This window comes from Halalkalibacter suaedae (assembly GCF_017939705.1).
In the GTDB taxonomy this organism is placed as follows: domain Bacteria; phylum Bacillota; class Bacilli; order Bacillales; family Bacillaceae_D; genus Halalkalibacter; species Halalkalibacter suaedae.
Genome location: NZ_JAGKSQ010000007.1, coordinates 128,212 through 145,495, shown reverse-complemented (window position 1 = coordinate 145,495; position 17,284 = coordinate 128,212). Strand labels below are relative to the sequence as shown.

Annotated in this window: 19 protein-coding genes; 6 read left to right on the top strand and 13 right to left on the bottom strand. The window is 40.1% G+C overall.

Annotated features, from left to right (window positions below):
* Window positions 1-19 precede the first annotated feature (19 nt).
* Together J7W16_RS16470 and J7W16_RS16465 are read right to left on the bottom strand one after the other, a co-directional pair.
* Entirely contained in the window at window positions 20-358 is a 339-nt protein-coding gene (locus tag J7W16_RS16470; RefSeq protein ID WP_210598648.1) for a CHY zinc finger protein, read from the bottom strand.
* Window positions 359-465: 107 nt separating this feature from the next.
* Window positions 466-1,365 (bottom strand): SDR family oxidoreductase, encoded by a 900-nt coding sequence (locus tag J7W16_RS16465; RefSeq protein ID WP_246880065.1) that lies wholly within the window; start codon window positions 1,363-1,365, stop codon window positions 466-468.
* A gap of 193 nt (window positions 1,366-1,558) precedes the next feature.
* Between J7W16_RS16465 and J7W16_RS16460 the strand changes: the two genes are divergently transcribed.
* On the top strand, window positions 1,559-1,864 hold the full coding sequence (locus J7W16_RS16460) for a DUF3817 domain-containing protein (protein WP_210598568.1): 306 nt from the start codon (window positions 1,559-1,561) through the stop codon (window positions 1,862-1,864).
* A gap of 575 nt (window positions 1,865-2,439) precedes the next feature.
* On the opposite strand, the gene J7W16_RS16455 is transcribed toward J7W16_RS16460, so the two are convergent.
* Entirely contained in the window at window positions 2,440-2,982 is a 543-nt protein-coding gene (locus tag J7W16_RS16455) for a GbsR/MarR family transcriptional regulator (RefSeq protein WP_210598567.1), read from the bottom strand.
* A 233-nt stretch (window positions 2,983-3,215) separates the two neighbouring features.
* Here J7W16_RS16455 and proV point away from each other — a divergent pair, with 233 nt between their 5' ends.
* From proV to J7W16_RS16440, 3 genes are read left to right on the top strand one after another with little or no spacing between them, the layout of a single operon-like run.
* Entirely contained in the window at window positions 3,216-4,451 is a 1,236-nt protein-coding gene (gene proV / locus J7W16_RS16450; protein WP_210598566.1) for a glycine betaine/L-proline ABC transporter ATP-binding protein ProV, read from the top strand.
* Window positions 4,451-5,296 carry an ABC transporter permease gene (locus J7W16_RS16445; RefSeq protein ID WP_210598565.1) on the top strand — a complete coding sequence of 282 codons (846 nt, stop codon included), beginning with the start codon at window positions 4,451-4,453 and terminating at the stop codon, window positions 5,294-5,296. Before proV ends, J7W16_RS16445 begins: the two co-directional genes overlap by 1 nt.
* Complete coding sequence (locus J7W16_RS16440; RefSeq protein ID WP_210598564.1) at window positions 5,296-6,225, top strand: glycine betaine ABC transporter substrate-binding protein; 930 nt, start codon at window positions 5,296-5,298, stop codon at window positions 6,223-6,225. The genes J7W16_RS16445 and J7W16_RS16440 overlap by 1 nt, the downstream gene beginning before the upstream one ends.
* A 746-nt stretch (window positions 6,226-6,971) precedes the next feature.
* On the opposite strand, the gene aguB is transcribed toward J7W16_RS16440, so the two are convergent.
* From aguB to J7W16_RS16425, 3 genes are all read right to left on the bottom strand, one after another.
* A complete protein-coding gene (gene aguB, locus J7W16_RS16435; RefSeq protein WP_210598563.1) occupies window positions 6,972-7,847 on the bottom strand; it encodes an N-carbamoylputrescine amidase in 876 nt (291 codons plus the stop codon).
* A 14-nt stretch (window positions 7,848-7,861) separates the two neighbouring features.
* Complete coding sequence (locus tag J7W16_RS16430; RefSeq protein ID WP_210598562.1) at window positions 7,862-8,881, bottom strand: agmatine deiminase family protein; 1,020 nt, start codon at window positions 8,879-8,881, stop codon at window positions 7,862-7,864.
* Between the two features lie 87 nt (window positions 8,882-8,968).
* Entirely contained in the window at window positions 8,969-9,550 is a 582-nt protein-coding gene (locus J7W16_RS16425; protein ID WP_210598561.1) for a DNA-3-methyladenine glycosylase, read from the bottom strand.
* A gap of 98 nt (window positions 9,551-9,648) precedes the next feature.
* Here J7W16_RS16425 and J7W16_RS16420 point away from each other — a divergent pair, with 98 nt between their 5' ends.
* Complete coding sequence (locus J7W16_RS16420; protein WP_210598560.1) at window positions 9,649-11,544, top strand: alkaline phosphatase D family protein; 1,896 nt, start codon at window positions 9,649-9,651, stop codon at window positions 11,542-11,544.
* 384 nt (window positions 11,545-11,928) lie between these two features.
* Here the strand turns inward: J7W16_RS16420 and J7W16_RS22205 are convergent, their stop codons facing one another.
* The 3 genes from J7W16_RS22205 to J7W16_RS16410 form a co-directional block, all read right to left on the bottom strand.
* Complete coding sequence (locus J7W16_RS22205; RefSeq protein WP_283246053.1) at window positions 11,929-12,063, bottom strand: hypothetical protein; 135 nt, start codon at window positions 12,061-12,063, stop codon at window positions 11,929-11,931.
* Window positions 12,064-12,092: 29 nt separating this feature from the next.
* Window positions 12,093-13,067: a Gfo/Idh/MocA family protein gene (locus J7W16_RS16415; RefSeq protein ID WP_210598559.1), complete on the bottom strand. Its 975-nt coding sequence runs from the start codon at window positions 13,065-13,067 to the stop codon at window positions 12,093-12,095.
* A 93-nt stretch (window positions 13,068-13,160) separates the two neighbouring features.
* On the bottom strand, window positions 13,161-13,583 hold the full coding sequence (locus tag J7W16_RS16410; RefSeq protein ID WP_210598558.1) for a GNAT family N-acetyltransferase: 423 nt from the start codon (window positions 13,581-13,583) through the stop codon (window positions 13,161-13,163).
* A gap of 127 nt (window positions 13,584-13,710) precedes the next feature.
* Between J7W16_RS16410 and J7W16_RS16405 the strand changes: the two genes are divergently transcribed.
* Window positions 13,711-14,235, top strand: coding sequence for a YpiB family protein (locus J7W16_RS16405; RefSeq protein ID WP_210598557.1), 525 nt, complete (start codon window positions 13,711-13,713; stop codon window positions 14,233-14,235).
* A gap of 411 nt (window positions 14,236-14,646) precedes the next feature.
* On the opposite strand, the gene J7W16_RS16400 is transcribed toward J7W16_RS16405, so the two are convergent.
* The 4 genes from J7W16_RS16400 to J7W16_RS16385 are packed head-to-tail and all read right to left on the bottom strand — an operon-like array spanning window position 14,647 to window position 17,273.
* Complete coding sequence (locus J7W16_RS16400; RefSeq protein ID WP_210598556.1) at window positions 14,647-15,504, bottom strand: PHP domain-containing protein; 858 nt, start codon at window positions 15,502-15,504, stop codon at window positions 14,647-14,649.
* Complete coding sequence (locus J7W16_RS16395) at window positions 15,497-15,943, bottom strand: GNAT family N-acetyltransferase (RefSeq protein ID WP_210598555.1); 447 nt, start codon at window positions 15,941-15,943, stop codon at window positions 15,497-15,499. Before J7W16_RS16395 ends, J7W16_RS16400 begins: the two co-directional genes overlap by 8 nt.
* Window positions 15,940-16,653, bottom strand: coding sequence for a phosphonate C-P lyase system protein PhnL (gene phnL / locus J7W16_RS16390; RefSeq protein ID WP_210598554.1), 714 nt, complete (start codon window positions 16,651-16,653; stop codon window positions 15,940-15,942). Before phnL ends, J7W16_RS16395 begins: the two co-directional genes overlap by 4 nt.
* Window positions 16,650-17,273 (bottom strand): DapH/DapD/GlmU-related protein, encoded by a 624-nt coding sequence (locus J7W16_RS16385; protein ID WP_210598553.1) that lies wholly within the window; start codon window positions 17,271-17,273, stop codon window positions 16,650-16,652. Before J7W16_RS16385 ends, phnL begins: the two co-directional genes overlap by 4 nt.
* Between the last annotated feature and the right edge of the window lie 11 nt (window positions 17,274-17,284).

Below are 17,284 nucleotides of genomic sequence, written 5' to 3'. Positions count from 1 at the left end.
AGCATATTTAATAAACTCTCTATTTTGTAAGAGTATCTGTCGCGAAATACAAATGATAATGATTTTTACATCCTTCATTGAATACAGAAGAGCAATGCGGACATATCGAGGCAGAAGAGAAGTACTCTTGTATCGTTAGCTCCGTTCCACAAACTCCGCAGAGAACAGCCTTACTATCATATTGTTCCTTTTGCCAGACCGTTCTTTCGTGATTTACTAATTGATCATGACATTGGTAACAAGGGTAATAGGTCTGACAGCAGGCAAACTTAATTGCAATGATATCTTTATTCGTGTGGTAATGTGCACATCTTGTTTCAGAGTCAACGTCAATCCCCTTTATAGTTATTCCATTTATTAACACTACTATCCACCTCGCCTCTTTTTATATTAAAAAACTTGCTTCTATATAAATAATAACATTCCTAAAAGGTCAGGAGAGACTTTTTAGGAATGTTTCAGAACTTATGAACTGACCATCACTCCACCATTAACATGGAGAACTTGACCAGTCACATAGCTTGAGTCACTTGAGGCTAAGTAGACATACGTCGGTGCTAATTCAAACGGTTGGCCCGCTCGTTTCATTGGTGTATCTGTACCAAACACTTTCACCTCTTCAGCTGAAAAGGATGAAGGAATAAGCGGCGTCCAAATAGGTCCAGGAGCAACTGCATTCACTCTAATGCCTTTATCAACTAAAGACTGAGATAGTGAACGTGTAAATGTCGTTATTGCCCCTTTTGTCGCAGAGTAATCAATTAGCTTTTCATGTCCTTCATACGATGTAATAGAGGTTGTATTTATAATTGAGTCACCTTCTTGTAAGTAAGGGAGAACCGCTTTAGTCATATAAAAATAAGAGAAGACATTTGTCATAAACGTATTTTCTAGCTGTTCACTTGTAATATCCAAAATGGACTCTTGAACAATCTGAATCGCAATATTATTTACCAAAATATCAATTCGATTAAAATTGTCAATTGTTTGTTCAACAACCTTTCTTGAATTACCCTCCACTCTTAAGTCAGCAGCAATAGGCAGGCATTTTCGACCAAGCTCTTCGACTCTTTTCTTCGTTGAAAGTGCATCTTCATGTTCATCTAAATAGACGATTACTACATCTGCCCCTTCCTTTGCAAAGGCAATGGCTGTCGCTCGGCCAATTCCACTATCCCCGCCGGTAATAATCGCTACTTTATTCTCAAGCTTCCCCGCACCTTGATAATGAGGATTTTCAGAAATGGGGTTTGGTTCCATCACATACTCCAAGCCTGGCTGTCTCGGCTGCTCCTGTGGTGGGAACGAAATTAGCTGCTCCTCACAGTTTAATTCTTTATCATAATATGGATACATCGGATACAAATAAAAAACCTCCTCTTTTCACTACCTTTTTCAGTGATCTCAAATTAACTAGGCTGTTAACCGTATAGACTATGAAAAATGAGGAGGATATGTGTCGCAATAAAATGTTAAAAGGTTGTTCATAATTTGATGGTAAGTTTTGTCCACTCTTTTGATATACTAGTAGAAGTATGATTTAAATAAGGAGGCTATTATGAAAACATTAAAAGCATTCCGTCTCATTAGCTATCTAGAAGGCTTATCATTCCTTGTCCTACTTGGAATTGCCATGCCATTAAAATACCTACTCGATATGCCATTACCTGTTACAATTACAGGTGCACTTCATGGTGGACTTTTTGTTTTGTATATCCTTGCCGTCGGTTATATGATGATCGCATTTAAATGGTCATTCGCGAAAGGGCTTCTAGCTGTCATCGCTTCTGTCGTCCCATTTGGACCATTCATTTTCGATAAAAAAATGCTCAACGACGAAGCTCCACCAACACGAGCTTTATAATAAAAAACGAGGCCGGGAAAAAAGTGATTTAACTAATAGAAAATCCGAACAAAGATGGTTGGCGGACGTAAGCGGCTCCTGAAATATACTTCGCTTTCCGCGGGAAGCCGGTGAGCCTCCTCGTCTACGACTGTGGGGTCTCACCTTTGGCTTTTTGATGAGGCCACTGAAAAAGGTATGATTTTCACCTTTTTTAGTGGTCTCTTTTTGATCCCGCAGAAGTCTACGTATATTTCATCCGCTACTTGTTACTTTATTCAATATTCTAGTTAGACACTTTAGATGTCCTAGCCTTTTGTGCGATTAGTTCAACGCCCTCCGGCGGGTGTGTGCTCCCCTTCCCGGTAGCTTGTCGAAGCACCTTATCACTGCAATATTAACTTCCACTTAACCTTCCTTTAAAAGATAATTGCATATATTTTGGTATACCCCATCAATATCAACATAAAATCCAAATATAATTACATTTACAAAAAAAATAGCAGCATGACAAAAGAATTGCCACACCGCTATTTAAAACACTAAGTCTGTCGCTTGATTTATATGAATTAACAAAGAGCGTAACTACTTACAACTTACTCATCTTTTTTGTTCCTCGGTATGAATTCAAAGATCTCTTTGCTTTCTATACTATCAACAAACCTATTTAACCAATCATAATATTCTAAAGAGTACTGAAGCTTCTTCTGGTCAATTTCAGCTGCTTCCTTTGTCTCTTTTGACACACCGGGACTATTAATAATTTCTTCAATATCAGCTAATGATTTTTCAATTGTACTTATATTATTGGAAATTCCAATGCGCCATTTCACTGAGAATAAGTCACTAAATGTTTGATACCAATCATCCAATGACTGATAATGGTCCTTCCTGTTCCCCTTTTTCCAAACCTTTTCTACCATTTTAAGCTCTTGTAACTGCCTTACTGATGTGCTCATACTCGTTTTACTCATACCGAGTTCATCCTTCATTGTATCTAATGTCATTGACTCCTCATTGAAATATAGAAGACCATACAGTCTTCCAACCGAGGGTGTAATTCCATAAAGGTTCATATTTTGGGCCCAAGAATCAATACATCGGGATCTAGCTTGTTCTAATTTCTCTTCCTCTTTCATCCCTATCACTTCCCTATGTGATCTTATAATAATAGATTATCACACTAAATTTAAAAGTAAAAATAACAAAAGTATAGGATTAAAGCGTATTCTTGAGGAATTGTACGCATACCATCTGTATTAAACGTACAGTTTTTACTGTACGTTTAATACGTTCGGTTTTTGCTTGATTATGGGCTTTGTGTAATTGTATGAGTTATCTCTATAATTAATTAAGTCAGCGAGGTGAGAGAATGGAAACAGCGTCAACAATCAAAATAAAAGTAGACAATGTCACCAAAATCTTTGGTAAAAATGTTAAACAGGCTCTTCAAAAGCTAGAAAGCGGAAAGTCGAAGTCTGAGATTTTAAAGGAAACAGGTTGTACCGTCGGAGTCAACCAAGCAAGCTTTGATGTTCATTCGGGAGAGATTTTTGTCATTATGGGATTATCAGGAAGTGGAAAATCAACACTTGTTCGCTTACTTAACAGACTGATTGATCCAACCTCTGGTCAGGTATTAATTGATGACAAAGATGTCGTACAAATGTCAAAGGAGCAATTGCGTAACGTTCGTCGAAAGAAAATCAGTATGGTCTTTCAGAAGTTTGCATTGCTACCGCACTATACCGTTCTTGAAAATACTGAATACGGACTTGAGATTCAGGGGATCCCGAAGGAAGAACGCACGAAGCAAGCAATGGAGTCGTTAGAGCTAGTTGGTCTAAAAGGATATGAGAATCAATATCCAAGCCAACTGAGTGGTGGAATGCAGCAGCGTGTAGGTTTAGCACGTGCTCTTGCTAACGATCCCGATGTTCTCTTAATGGATGAAGCATTTAGTGCACTTGATCCATTAATTCGTAAAGATATGCAAGATGAGCTACTACAGCTTCAATCAACAATGGAAAAGACAATTATCTTTATCACGCATGATTTAGATGAAGCCTTACGCATTGGTGATCGAATTGCCTTAATGAAGGATGGAAACATTGTTCAAATTGGCACACCTGAAGAAATTCTTATGAATCCTTCAAATCAGTATGTTGAACGATTTGTTGAAGATGTCGATTTAGCGAAGGTCCTTACAGCTAAGCATGTAATGAAGAGAGCAGAATCAGTACAAATTGACAAAGGTCCTCGTGTTGCCCTTAAGCTTATGAGAGATCTAGGGATTTCTTCAATCTATGTTGTTGATAAGCAGAAGACCCTGCTTGGCTTTATCTCTGCAAGTGATGCGAAAGAGGCTGCTGATAAGAATCTTTCTATTCAAGAGATCATGACAACAGACTTTACAACTGTAGATCCTGAAACGGTGCTAACAGATTTATTTGATAAAGTGTCAGATGCAATCATCCCTGTTGCCGTTATGGATGAGAAAAACCGCTTAAAAGGAATTCTTGTTAAAGGTGCAGTTATTGGCGCACTTGCTGGAAACGAAGAATATATCAACATGTTAGATCAACCGGATGCTAAGGAGGTGCTGTAATGGAGAATATCCCAAAGCTTCCTTTAGCTGATTGGATTGATGCCTTTGTCAAATGGCTAACAAATAATCTAGGTGGATTTTTTGATGTCATTAGTGTCGGGCTCAAAGGTGTTGTTGATGGAATTGAATGGGTATTAGTCTTATTTCCACCCATTCTATTAATTCTAGTAATTGGACTCATAGCATGGAAGACAAGTAGATGGAGAATTGCCTTGTTCTCTGTAATCGGACTCTTGCTTATTTGGAATCTTGGTTATTGGGAAGGCATGTTACAAACATTATCACTCGTGCTTACAGCCGTTGTAGTAACCATTGTCATTGGAATTCCACTTGGCATATGGGCATCACAGAAAAAAATGGTGCAACAGGTACTCACACCTATTTTAGATGTCATGCAGACATTGCCTGCTTTCGTCTATTTAATTCCAGCCATCTTCTTCTTTAGTATTGGAGTGGTACCAGGGGTATTTGCATCAGTTATTTTTGCAATGCCGCCAACGATTCGTCTAACGATTCTTGGCATTCAGCAAGTCCCAGGTGACCTTATCGAAGCCACAGAGGCTTTCGGTTCAACAACTGGGCAACGGTTAAGAAAAGTTCAGCTTCCACTAGCAATGCCGACAATCATGGCGGGAATCAACCAAAGTATCATGTTAGCACTATCAATGGTTGTTATTGCTGCAATGGTCGGTGCACCTGGTCTAGGAACAGAAGTATACCGTGCCGTTACACAAATTAAGACTGGTGTTGGTTTTGAAGCTGGTCTAGCGATTGTTATTATTGCAATCATTTTAGACCGGATTACTCAAAATATAGGAAAGAAAAAACAAGGGGGAACACATTAATGTTTAAGAAAATTTTAGGTTTTACAGCAGCAGCTACATTAGCATTAGGTTTAACAGCTTGTGGGGAAGAAGAAGCAGGAACAGATACGAATACAGAAACAGGTACTGAGACAGAGACTGAAACGGTTTCAGTTGGAGAACAGGTTGATCACACGATTATCGGGATTGATCCTGGTGCAGGTTTAATGAATATCACTATTAATGACGCTGTACCAGCTTATGGTTTAGAGGACTGGACAATTGTTGAAGGTTCAGGTGCAGCAATGGCCGCGGCTCTAACAAGTGCTTATGAAAATGAAGAGCCAATTATCGTAACAGGCTGGAGCCCACACTGGAAGTTCTCAGCTTTTGATCTGAAATATTTAGAAGATCCACAAGGTGTTTACGGTGGAGCTGAGGATGTTCATACAATCGCTCGTCTAGGATTGGCTGAGGATCATCCTGATGCTTATACACTTCTTGATCAGTTCCAATGGGAGCCAAACAATATTGAAGATGTTATGGCATTAATTAATGATGGAATGGACCCAGAAGAAGCAGCAGCACAATGGGTTGGAGAAAATGAAGAACTAGTAAGCACTTGGACTGAAGGTGTAAATTCAGTTGACGGTGAAGAACTTTCCCTTCTTTATGTTGCTTGGGATGATGTAATTGCAGGTACAAATGTTGTCGCAAACGTTCTAGAATCAGTTGGTTATGAAGTAGAGCTAGTACAAGTTGATGCAGGTCCAATGTGGGCTGGTGTTGCTAGTGGTAGTGGTGATGCACTAGTTGGTGCTTGGTTACCAACAACACATGCTGACTACTATGCTGAATTTGAAGGTCAATTCGAGGACCTAGGTTCTAACCTACACGGTACAGCACTTGGTCTAGTTGTTCCAACGTATATGGATATTGATTCAATTGAAGATTTAACAGATGCAGAGTAATTAAGTTTAGAGCCCTCACCTTGTGTGAGGGCTTTTGTTTTGGGCAGTAACTTCATATTTAAACGCTAGAAAGGGTGATTTTCACTTAGTGGATGGCTTTTATTCAATATGCCCTCTTAAAAAGAGCTAAGTGACTCAAATTCCAGCCGATTTCTCACGTTTTCTCGGCGAAGCGGGTCTCAGCAGCGGCCAGAACTTACTTTTTTCATGAGGGGGGGGCTCTTTATGAGCGGGATTTGTTATTTTATGAGCCAATGCCAGCAACTTATGAGCCAAATTAGCTGTATTATGAGCCAAAACAACACTATTATGAGCCTCAGCCGAACCACCATCTTTCCTGATACACAAGCTGACAGTTAGCCGTTGGATTAATTAAAAATCTGAATTTTGTTAATTTAGATTATGATCTTTCACTTAGTGGATGGCTTTTTATTCAATATGCTCTCTTAAAAAGTACTAATTGACCCAAATCTCAGCCAACTTCTCACATTTTCTCGGCGAAGCGGGTCTCAGCAGCGGCCAGAACTTACTTTTTTCATGAGGGGGGCTCTTTATGAGCGGGATTTGCTATTTTATGAGCCAATGCCAGCAACTTATGAGCCGAATTAGCTGTATTATGAGCCAAAACAACACTATTATGAGCCTCAGCCGAAGCGAATCCGCTACTCAGCTCAGCCCACCACCTCCACAAATCCAAACAAAAAAACCACTGAGAGTAAACCCTCTCAGCAGTTTCCTATCCTAATCTATAATCGTAATTCACCATCATACGATGTAATAATTTTATAAAGCTCAGGTCTGCGGTCGCGGAAAATTCCCCATTCAGCACGGATTGCATCTAGCTCATCCAAATCGAACTCTTCAATTAATATCGTTTGATCAGTGCGGTTCGCTTCCTGAATTTTATTACCTTGTGGACCAGCAATGAAGGAAGAACCATAGAAGGTTATTGCTGAATCATCATCCTCTTCTATACCAATTCGGTTCGATGCAATCACTGGCACAAGATTACACGCAGCATGTCCTAGCATGCACATTTGCCAGTGATCCTTGGAATCAATTGATGAATCCTGAGGCTCAGAGCCAATCGCAGTTGGATAGAATAGAATTTCTGCTCCCATTAATACCATGCTGCGGGCTGCTTCTGGGTACCATTGATCCCAACAAATACCGACACCAATTTTTCCGTATTTCGTATCCCACACTTTAAAGCCTGTGTCACCTGGATTAAAATAATACTTTTCCTCATAGCCCGGACCATCTGGGATATGACTTTTACGATAGCTACCAAGAATCGTTCCATCTGCATCAATAACGGCTAAAGAATTGTAACGAGCATTGTTCTTCTTCTCGTAGTAACTAATCGGAAGGACTACATTCAATTCCTTTGCAATTTCTTTAAAATGAGCAATGGCTTTATTCTTTTCTAGTTCTGTTGCCATTGCGTAATACTCTGGCTTTTCTTTTTGACAGAAATACAATGTCTCAAAAAGCTCCTGCAGCAAGATGATCTGTGCTCCTTTTGATGCGGCTTCTCGAACCATTGCTTCTGCATTTTTAATGTTTTCATCAATATTGTTAGAGCAACTCATTTGCGTTGCTGCTACTTTGACTTTTCTCATTCTTTCACCTCTTTTTAGATCATTTGTTGTGTCGTGCAGTGGACATTTCCGCCTTCTTTAATAATGGCTCGTCCATCTATTGTTCGAATCCGCTTATCTGGAAATGCCTTTTTCAGAACCACTTCTGCTCGCTGATCAGTTTCACTAGCAGTTCCGCCAAATACAGGCAGGATGATCCCGTCGTTGACAAAGTAGAAATTTAAATAACTTAATGTTAAACGACTGTCTTCAAAATAATCAGCTGGCGGCTGTTCAATTTTAATAATTTCTAGCTTTCTTCCACGAGCATCTGTTGCCTTTTCGAGAATCTCAAGATTTTCCTGGGTAATCTCGTAATTGTCATCCTCAGGGTCTTCACACACTTGAATAATGACTTTACCTGGTTCAGCAAAACAAGCGACATTGTCGACATGTCCATCTGTCTCATCGCCACTTAAGCCACGCTTCAGCCAGATCACCTGACTAACGCCTAAGTATTTTTTTAAATAATCCTCAATTTGTTCCCTTGTTAATTCCGGATTGCGGTTTGGGTTTAGCAGACATTCTTCCGTTGTTAGTAACGTTCCTTCGCCGTCGACGTGTAGCGAGCCACCCTCCATAAAAAGGGGTACATCGATACGCTTAACATTATAGTGATCAAGAACCTTCGCTGCGACCTCATCATCTAGATCCCACGGGGAATACTTTTCGCCCCATGCATTAAAACTCCAGTTGATTCCTGCAACCTCACCTGTATCAGTAGTTATAAAGGTTGGTCCATTATCACGTAACCAAGCATCATTATGATCAATTGGTAGAAACTCAATGTTCTTTTCTGCGAAAAAAGACTTAACCTTCTCAATTTCATTTGAATTAACTAAGACAGCAACTGGTTCAAATTCAGCAATTGCCTTGATTAATTCTTTATATCCGTGCGTAACGGTCTCATAATCTTCTGGAAAGACCATTGAATCTTGTACTGGCCATGAAATTAGTGTTCTTTTATGTGGCGTCCATTCTGCCGGCATTTTGTATGTTAATGTCATTCCATTCATCTCTTTCTTTCATTAAATACTTGCAAGCATCATCTTATACTAATTTAGCAATTCTCTCAATAATAATCCTAGTAACAATCCTGTTTTTTATCTAGAAATGAACTGATTTTCACTAATCCAAAAACGCCAAGGGTATTCTCTCGCTTCCCCACTATTTCCAATCCCAATTCGCGGTCCAGATTCGATCGTTTTAGGAACATTTCCTTCAACGAGGTAGAGAGGGTTTTGGAAAATAGGATGCCCATATAATTCTTGAGTAATCGCCATCGCCTTCGTTAGTTTCCCAGGACCATTAGTCAACTGTTGCTCTTTCTTATCAAACCCTCTTCGCTCGTACATTTTCTCTAGGCCGATATATGGTTCTATCGCCCGAATCAACACAGCCTCAGGATGACCGACCTCACCACTAACGATATTGACGAGACAATGTGTATGCATTACATACGTATAGACGTATCCAGCTTTCCCAAACATGACCTCAGTTCTCTTTGTCCGCCGGTTATTAAAGCTATGAGCAGCCCGGTCTTCAGGTCCTATATACGCCTCTGTTTCAACAATCCAGCCTGCAGTGATTCCATCCTCAGCTTCATGAACTAGCAACATTCCGAGAAAAGACTTAGCCAATTCTAGTGTTGGTTTCTGATAAAAGGACTCGTTAATTGGGTTCATTTCAACATCCGCCTCCCTTCGAAACTCGTTTACACACAATGTGCCCAATAAATGAATAGACTATTGTACCTTCTAAAAATTACGGGTGGTGAGGCATTATGAGTATTCCTACAATTTTATCAGGACCGATTCTTCGCCGGGCTGAACAATCACATATTTATATTTGGATTGCACTAAGTAATGAAATCCCGATACATGGCCAGCTTTACGAAATGGGAACTGATGAAAATAAGGAGTTAAATACTAATTCAAGCTATGAAACCATTGCTGTTGATGACAGATTGTTTGTAAGCTTAGTTAAACTTACAACTGAAACAGGCACACTTCCAACAGATCAACTGCTTGGCTACAATTTGTACTTTGAGGATGAAGACACTGTTCTTAATTTAGATAGCTTTAATTTATTATCATCAGACAGTCAGCGATCCATTACCTATGATGGTTTAGCCTATCCTACTTTCTCTATTCCTAGTGAAGGCAACAAATCAAACATTTTATTTGGCTCCTGTCGTAAACCACATGGGAAAGGAAAGGATTCACTCGCCAATGTCGATGCATTACTTAATGAAACAAGTATGAATCTAACTGAACGTCCAAGTGATTTGTTTTTTATTGGTGATCAAATTTATGCTGATGATATCGCTGATTCTGTTATGACAACGATACAGAGCTTAGTCTCAACTATTTTTGGGAATCAGTTACGCGAATCTTTAGCTAAAATTGAACCGCAATTACTTGATGAACCTTATGCTTCCTCACTCGATCAAATTGGTAGCAGAAAAGACCTTATACACGACCTTTGCTCATTCACATCCACCGCTGCAACGAATCACTTAATTCGTTTCCGCGAATTTGCAGCGATGTATTTGTTAAATTGGAATCCTGATCTGTGGATTGATGCTATTGACTCAGAGACTGATATTGAAGATTTTATTGAAGCATTGCCGCAAGTACGAAGGGTCTTAGCCAATATTCCTACGTATATGATTTTCGATGATCATGATACAACCGATGATTGGAATCTCACGCAAAAGTGGAAGGAGCAAGTAGCACAATCCCCGCTCGGGACGCATGTTGTGTCAAATGGATTAGCCGCTTACTGGCTATTCCAAGGCTGGGGGAATGACCCTGATTGTTTTAATCAGGAGTTCATCCACAAAATGCGCCTTTATTTTAGCTCCTTTAAAATAAAAGGACGAAAATATAGAGATTGGCAGAAACAGCTGCTTGAATTTAACCAATGGCACTTCACGACCCCAACCAACCCAGCTGCTCTCTTTCTAGACACAAGAACACAGCGGTCAACCGATCAAAAGACTCTAAAAAAGGGGGCAAAATTATTAAAGCAATCTGCTTGGAAGGTTGTTTCCGAGAAAGTGAAGGAAAGTGGATGGAAGGAAGGAAAACCGTTCATTATTGTTTCACCTGCTCCTTTATACGGGGTACCATCGATTGGTTCATTCTTAAATGAGTCCATTTATCCACTGCGTCAATTAGGCTTACCCGTTCACGAAAAGTTCGATCTGGAATCATGGAGCTATAACGAGGCAGGCTTTTATGAATTCCTTCAATTTGTGAAAAACCTTAACACCAGTCACTGCTTTATCCTATCAGGAGATGCCCATTGTTCCTATTCATTGCATTCAACGATCTCAAGTGAACAGACCGAGCATCAGCTGTATCAATTCACTAGTAGTCCTATCCATAATAAAAGCTTTCGTGGAATCGTCTCAACATTATTTAAATTAATTGCCTCAAATGAACGTTCATTTGAAAAGAAAACCATCGTCGATGACCAGCTAGTAAATGAGCATGTAGATTATTTGCTAACTACAGAAGGCGATCTCCTTCATACAAATAACCATATTAGCTTATTATCAATGGATCATAAGAGGGCTGTTCTTCGTCTTCTTACAGCAGATGAAAAGACTCCTTTTAAGACTTATCCGCCAATTTATTTTAACGACCAAGAGGCCAGGACAAAAAATCGATAGTTGACGGAGGTAAACCGCTACTGAAATATACTTCGCTTTCCGCGGGAAGCCGGAGAGCCTTCTTGTGCTTTGCACTACGGTGTCTCACCAATGTCTTTTGTTTGAGACCACTTGAGTTCTGCTATGAGTAGCTTTCTCATAGCAGGCGTGCAGCGTGTGGAGACCTTATTTTTTCTCAAATTTATAAAACTTGCTTACGGACATTGGTTCCGCTAAACAATGAAAAAAACGAAAAATTGTGTAGTAACGGACATCTGATCCGTTATTCACCATTATGACTGGCATTTCTTTACGATTTATATGAAATAACGGATCAGATGTCCGTAAACATGTTAAGGAAGCGGAATTATTGAGATTTAAGGGATCATATGTCCATAAAGAATTCTACAAACCGTATGAGGCTCTTCCACCTGCAAAAAGTGTGCCCCCATCCCGGTAGCGGATTCGAAGCACCTTATCATGACCATACTCAAAAAGCTTGTCGAATGTCGACAAGCTTTCATTATTAACTTCATTCATAGCCTAGTCAGACACCTACCTAACTCTTCCTATTCTATCTCTATCGGTCTGCCTTCCTCCGCAGATTGTAACGCCTTATACGTCACCTGAAAGGTCTTAAAGGCATCCTCATAGCTTGAGCGGATTTTTGACCTGTCTCCCGTCCTAACCGCATGAATAAAGGCTTCACTCTCGAGTTGATAAGGGTTTAAGAAATGCTGTTGCTCTTTCACCTTACCATTTATCCGCTCCTCAAGACGGTTCAAATCCCAATCGTACACGCCTTGATCTGTATAAATGGAAAATCCTGCTTCAAAGTTCGTTCCAGGTAGGACACAGGTGTTGATTAGAGAAGCAATACAGCCGTTTTTAAACTTGAGCGTTACAGCTCCAACATCATGAACAGACACACCATCATATTGCTCATGAACAACCCGATTGGCAAAGGCTGCATACACCTCATCTACTTCGCCAGCAACATAGCGAAGCAAATCAACAATATGTGTCGTTTGCTCAATAAATTGACCACCAGAGCCTGCTTGTTTCCGCCACCATCCAACCTTTGGCATACTCCCCATCCATTTTCCACTAATCATCCCTATTTTCTTCGACTGTAATTGCTCTTTTATGTATTGAATCGTTGGCTGATAGCGAAAGTGATAGCCGACTGATGTAATGAGGTCTCGTTCTTTTACCTTTGCGAGAATGTCTAACGGTTCTTGAAGTTGAACGCCTAGAGGTTTTTCAACAAAAAAGGGGATTCCAGCTTCCACTGCCTTCTTTTCAATCTCACCGTGGGCAAATGGCGGTACACAAATATAAACAGCATCTAACTTTTCGTTGTCAATCATTTGGCCAAAATCGTCATATCCCTTGGCGTTCTTGTAATTCAATGCTAATTTACCAGCCTTTTCTGCACTTGTACCACAAATAGCCTTGATCATTACATCATTCATATTATCCAAGAGGTCTGCGTGTAGCTTACTGAACCCACCTGTCCCAACAATCCCAATCATTAAAGTCATTATGTTTCCCCTCCAACCTTTTTTGGTAGCGCTATCATTACATTTTATGATGAGGGAGGAGTCCTTTGATTGCAAGCACTCCTTTTCGTTTTTTTATAAAATTTTTTCCATTACAGTTGCAACATCATAAAATCCTAATTTATCGTAAATACGCTTTGCAGGATTTTGTGCAAATACATTTAAATGGGCTTTAGTGTAGCCTCTTATTTTAAAATGATTTATTGCTGCATTCATTAAAAACGTGGCGTATCCATTTCCTCTAAACTGAGGCAGAACGTATAGTTCAAAGATCATGGCCGTAGCTTCACCTGTAAAAGGGGCCCTCGATTCACCAACGAGGATCCAACCACACACCTGATTTGTTTCTTCTAATACCCAATATTCCTTTATCCCAGGCCCATTTAATTTAGAACCGTCTATCCCTTTTAAATAGCCTCCTGTTGCTTCATTTTGGACAATGGTTGCAAAGCTATTTATATAAGTAAGATCTTCCTCTGTCGCTACTCGTATGATCATAGTTGACGCTCCTCTCTTTTCTCCTTTTACAATATTCAAAAAGAGAGAAGTTTGTTATCGTCTTATTCCCCCTCCCTGTTGCTAGCATGTTATGATAGATAAAAAGAATCATATAGGGTGGGGTTCTATGAACTGGGTATCGAACGTAGAAAAGGGTCAGTTTTTAAGATGGTTTCTTGATCAACATCAACTCAAACATAAAGATGCACGAATGCTTCTAGAACACATATTAAAAAAGCACCATATTCTAGAGAACCTTTCTTTAACTGAGACGATTCAAGTAAAGGAACGAACCATCGTGATTTCTAGTGTCAATTCCGATGAGGTTGGATTTGTGTATTACTATCATAACCAGAAGACAGAAGATATCTCAAAAGCGATGGGAGATCTAATGGCTAATCCGGCAGATAAGGTGTATCTCATTCTACATTTCTACGGAAAACAGTTAAACCATCGCTATCAACAGCTCGTTGAAACACCACGTAGGGATTCATTCAAACGCTACAAACAATTCAAGAGGGATTCAGAGGATGCTGATACCATCATTGACATTGCCTTGTTGAAGGAAAGAATAAATGAGGCATTAGATCAACGAGATGAGCATTTGTTTAAATCGTTAGTTAGTCAGTTACAGCAACTTGAAAAGCGATGAAACTATGAAAGAGGTCGGCGAAAAAGTATCTGAACCGACTCAAAACCCGAACAAAGATAGATAGTGTGGGGACACCGCTCCTGAAATATACTTCGCTTTCCGCGGGAAGCCGGTGAGCCTCCTCGTGCTTTGTATGAGGCCACTGAAAAAGCCCCTTTGAGCAGATTCTAGGAAGCAGCAATGGCTCCACACGTTGCACGCTTGCTATGAAAAACCCACTCATAGCAAGCTTAAAAGAATGCAACGGTTCCGCTCATTGCTTAAAGGCCAATATAAAAAGGTGAAAATCATACCTTTTTCATTGGCCTCTTTTGATCCCGCAGGAGTCTACGTATATTTCATCCGCTACATGACTGCTTTATTCGGTATTTCAGTTAGACACTTTAGTTATGTCCCAGTCTCTTTTTTTGCTTATATTCTTTGCGTTTTTTCTTGTCGTACCATTAATTCCTCTAACCAAGCTTCAGCTATCGTTACAGATCCGACGTCAGAACCGGTGTCGCTATAGAAGCCGTGAAAATCAGAGCCCCCTGTTTTAACTAGGTTATACTGTTCTGCCAACGCTAGAGCCTTCTCTTCATCAATCTTTGTGTGGAGGGGATGCTTAACCTCGATCCCTTCTAGACCTTCCTTTGTCCACTCGCTTACTGCTTCAAAATTATTGAATTGACCTGGGTGAGCGAGCACTGCAACACCCCCGGCTTCTTTAATCACACGAATGGCATCGTAAACATCGATGTAATCAATGGAGACATAAGCTAGGCCTTGATTTTCTATGTTCGTTCCTTTAGCGAATAATTTTTTATACAGTTCACCATATATTCGATCCGTATAGCCTTTGTTCAAAAGGACATGCATGATATGTTGCTTATAGACACCAGTTCCCCCGCTCGCTAGGTGTTCAACCTCTTCCCAAGTTAGGGTATAGCCGTTCTCACGTAACTTCTGAACCATTTGAAAGGATGCTTGATGTCTTCTTTCAATAAGTGGCTGACAAAGCTTCGTAATTGCTTCATGTCCTGGAATAATATTTAAGCCAAGAATATGAGCACGACGACCTCTTTTGTAGTCATATGCTGAGATTTCAATACCCGGGATAATGTTCACAGCTAATTCTTTTCCAATCTGTATTGCTCGCTCGAGTCCAACCGTCGTATCATGGTCGGTAATTGCTAAGTGTTTGATGCCGTTTTGCTTTGCCATTTGAATGACTTGCTCAATTGTAAAAGAATTATCTGAAATAGCTGTATGACAATGAAGATCAATCATTTTGGATCACCTCCGTTTGGTAGCTTACTCCATGCTTTTGAAAGCCAAGTGCCTCGTAAAACGCATGTGCCTCTTTACGCTTTTCATTACTTGATAGCATCAGCTTATAGCAATTATTCAAGCCTGCAATCTCTATCGCTTTTCTCATCATTTCCTTCCCGATTCCACGACGATGGAAATTAGGATGAACAACGACATTCTCAACAATTGCAAAGCGTTTCCCACCATGACTAAAGCTATCGCAGATTAGGAGCGAAAATGTCCCGACCATTATCTCATCAAGAACCATTTTATACACTTTATAAAAAGGGTACTGCCTCGTCTTTTTTAGTAACTCCTCGCTATCATGGAGGGTAAGATTATTTTCCTCATCTAGCTCCTTTAACAAAACTAGATACAAAGATAAATCACTCTTTTCTAGCTCCATGATATTGATCATACTTTTTCAACCTTTTTAAATTGACCATCTGCTAGATGATATTCCACATCGACAACGGTCTCCATAAACTCTAAATCATGAAAGATACCAATCATACTAGTACCTCCTTGCTTCAATTCAATCATCATATCCTTAACTGCTTCCTTTGATTTTTGATCAAGAGATGCAGTTGGCTCATCGAGTAGGAGAAGCTTCGGTCTTTTTACCATAGCCTGAGCCAAATTTAGACGTAGCTTTTCTCCACCACTAAATGTCCTAGGAAAGGAATCCCATAATGTCTCAGGAAGTTTAAAATGGGCAAGCATGTCTTTCGCTTGCTCCCGAGCCTTTACTCCATCGCTTCCCATTTCAATAATTGCTTCTAACACAACATCAATAGCGGTTACTCGTGGCATTACATTCAAAAACTGCGAAACGTAGCCAATTTCATTTTTCCGGATACTCAGGATCTCTCTGTCTGAAGCAGATACGAGATCAATCGGCCCGAACTGAGTGGAATTGTACACCATCCTCCCTGAGGTAGGTTTGTATGTACGATACAAGCTTTTCAAAATGGTTGATTTGCCAGCACCACTTTTTCCTGTAATCCCCATAAACTCACCATGATTAATCGAGAAGCTAATGTCCTTACAGCCAGTAATCTGTTTTCCTTGACTATGGTGCAGGGTAAACGTTTTTTCCAAATTGTCGACCATGATTAGCTCTTTCATTGGCTAGCCTCCTTCACTTTTTTGAGAAAGCTTTCAACATCATTTAATTGCTCAAAGTACTGCTCTATTTTTTCACGATCCCAGTTCCACCATTTGATGTTTATTAATTCATTGGCAATATCCACCGGAAATCTTTCTTTGATCGGTTTTGCCGGCACACCGACGGCAATCGTATATGGGGGAATGTCCTTCGTCACAACGGCCCCAGCTCCAATCACTGCACCTGTGCCAATTTCAACTCCAGGCATGATTATTGCTCCATGACCAATCCAGACATCATGGCCAATTGTAACCGAGTTTTCTTTTCTCCATTGAAAGAACTCATGATCATTACATTCCGCAAAACCATATTGCTCCCTGCGATAGGTTAAATGGTGTTGGGTCACTCGCCACATCGGATGGTTGCCTGGATTAATTCTGACATGCGAGGCAATTGAGCAGAATTTCCCGATCGTCGCATAGATAATTTGGGCATCACCTGCTGTATAGCTATAATCGCCAAATGATGATTCTTCTATATGTGTATTCGGTCCTAATTCTGTCCATTTGCCTAGCTCGCTTTCCTTGACCGTACTAGTTGGATGAATCGTCGGCTCTTCACTTAACATCTTTCGGCTCATAGCGTAGCTCC

Bases quoted from the DNA above. Each gene is read 5' to 3' on its own strand.
- J7W16_RS16405 (WP_210598557.1), top strand. From the start codon at position 13,711: ATGAACTGGGTATCGAACGTAGAAAAGGGTCAGTTTTTAAGATGGTTT.
- J7W16_RS22205 (WP_283246053.1), bottom strand. From the start codon at position 12,063: ATGAATGAAGTTAATAATGAAAGCTTGTCGACATTCGACAAGCTTTTT.
- J7W16_RS16415 (WP_210598559.1), bottom strand. From the start codon at position 13,067: ATGACTTTAATGATTGGGATTGTTGGGACAGGTGGGTTCAGTAAGCTA.
- J7W16_RS16430 (WP_210598562.1), bottom strand. From the start codon at position 8,881: ATGAATGGAATGACATTAACATACAAAATGCCGGCAGAATGGACGCCA.
- J7W16_RS16440 (WP_210598564.1), top strand. From the start codon at position 5,296: ATGTTTAAGAAAATTTTAGGTTTTACAGCAGCAGCTACATTAGCATTA.
- J7W16_RS16395 (WP_210598555.1), bottom strand. From the start codon at position 15,943: ATGATCAATATCATGGAGCTAGAAAAGAGTGATTTATCTTTGTATCTA.
- J7W16_RS16420 (WP_210598560.1), top strand. From the start codon at position 9,649: ATGAGTATTCCTACAATTTTATCAGGACCGATTCTTCGCCGGGCTGAA.
- phnL (WP_210598554.1), bottom strand. From the start codon at position 16,653: ATGAAAGAGCTAATCATGGTCGACAATTTGGAAAAAACGTTTACCCTG.
- J7W16_RS16455 (WP_210598567.1), bottom strand. From the start codon at position 2,982: ATGAAAGAGGAAGAGAAATTAGAACAAGCTAGATCCCGATGTATTGAT.
- J7W16_RS16460 (WP_210598568.1), top strand. From the start codon at position 1,559: ATGAAAACATTAAAAGCATTCCGTCTCATTAGCTATCTAGAAGGCTTA.
- proV (WP_210598566.1), top strand. From the start codon at position 3,216: ATGGAAACAGCGTCAACAATCAAAATAAAAGTAGACAATGTCACCAAA.
- J7W16_RS16385 (WP_210598553.1), bottom strand. From the start codon at position 17,273: ATGAGCCGAAAGATGTTAAGTGAAGAGCCGACGATTCATCCAACTAGT.
- aguB (WP_210598563.1), bottom strand. From the start codon at position 7,847: ATGAGAAAAGTCAAAGTAGCAGCAACGCAAATGAGTTGCTCTAACAAT.
- J7W16_RS16425 (WP_210598561.1), bottom strand. From the start codon at position 9,550: ATGAACCCAATTAACGAGTCCTTTTATCAGAAACCAACACTAGAATTG.
- J7W16_RS16400 (WP_210598556.1), bottom strand. From the start codon at position 15,504: ATGATTGATCTTCATTGTCATACAGCTATTTCAGATAATTCTTTTACA.
- J7W16_RS16445 (WP_210598565.1), top strand. From the start codon at position 4,451: ATGGAGAATATCCCAAAGCTTCCTTTAGCTGATTGGATTGATGCCTTT.
- J7W16_RS16410 (WP_210598558.1), bottom strand. From the start codon at position 13,583: ATGATCATACGAGTAGCGACAGAGGAAGATCTTACTTATATAAATAGC.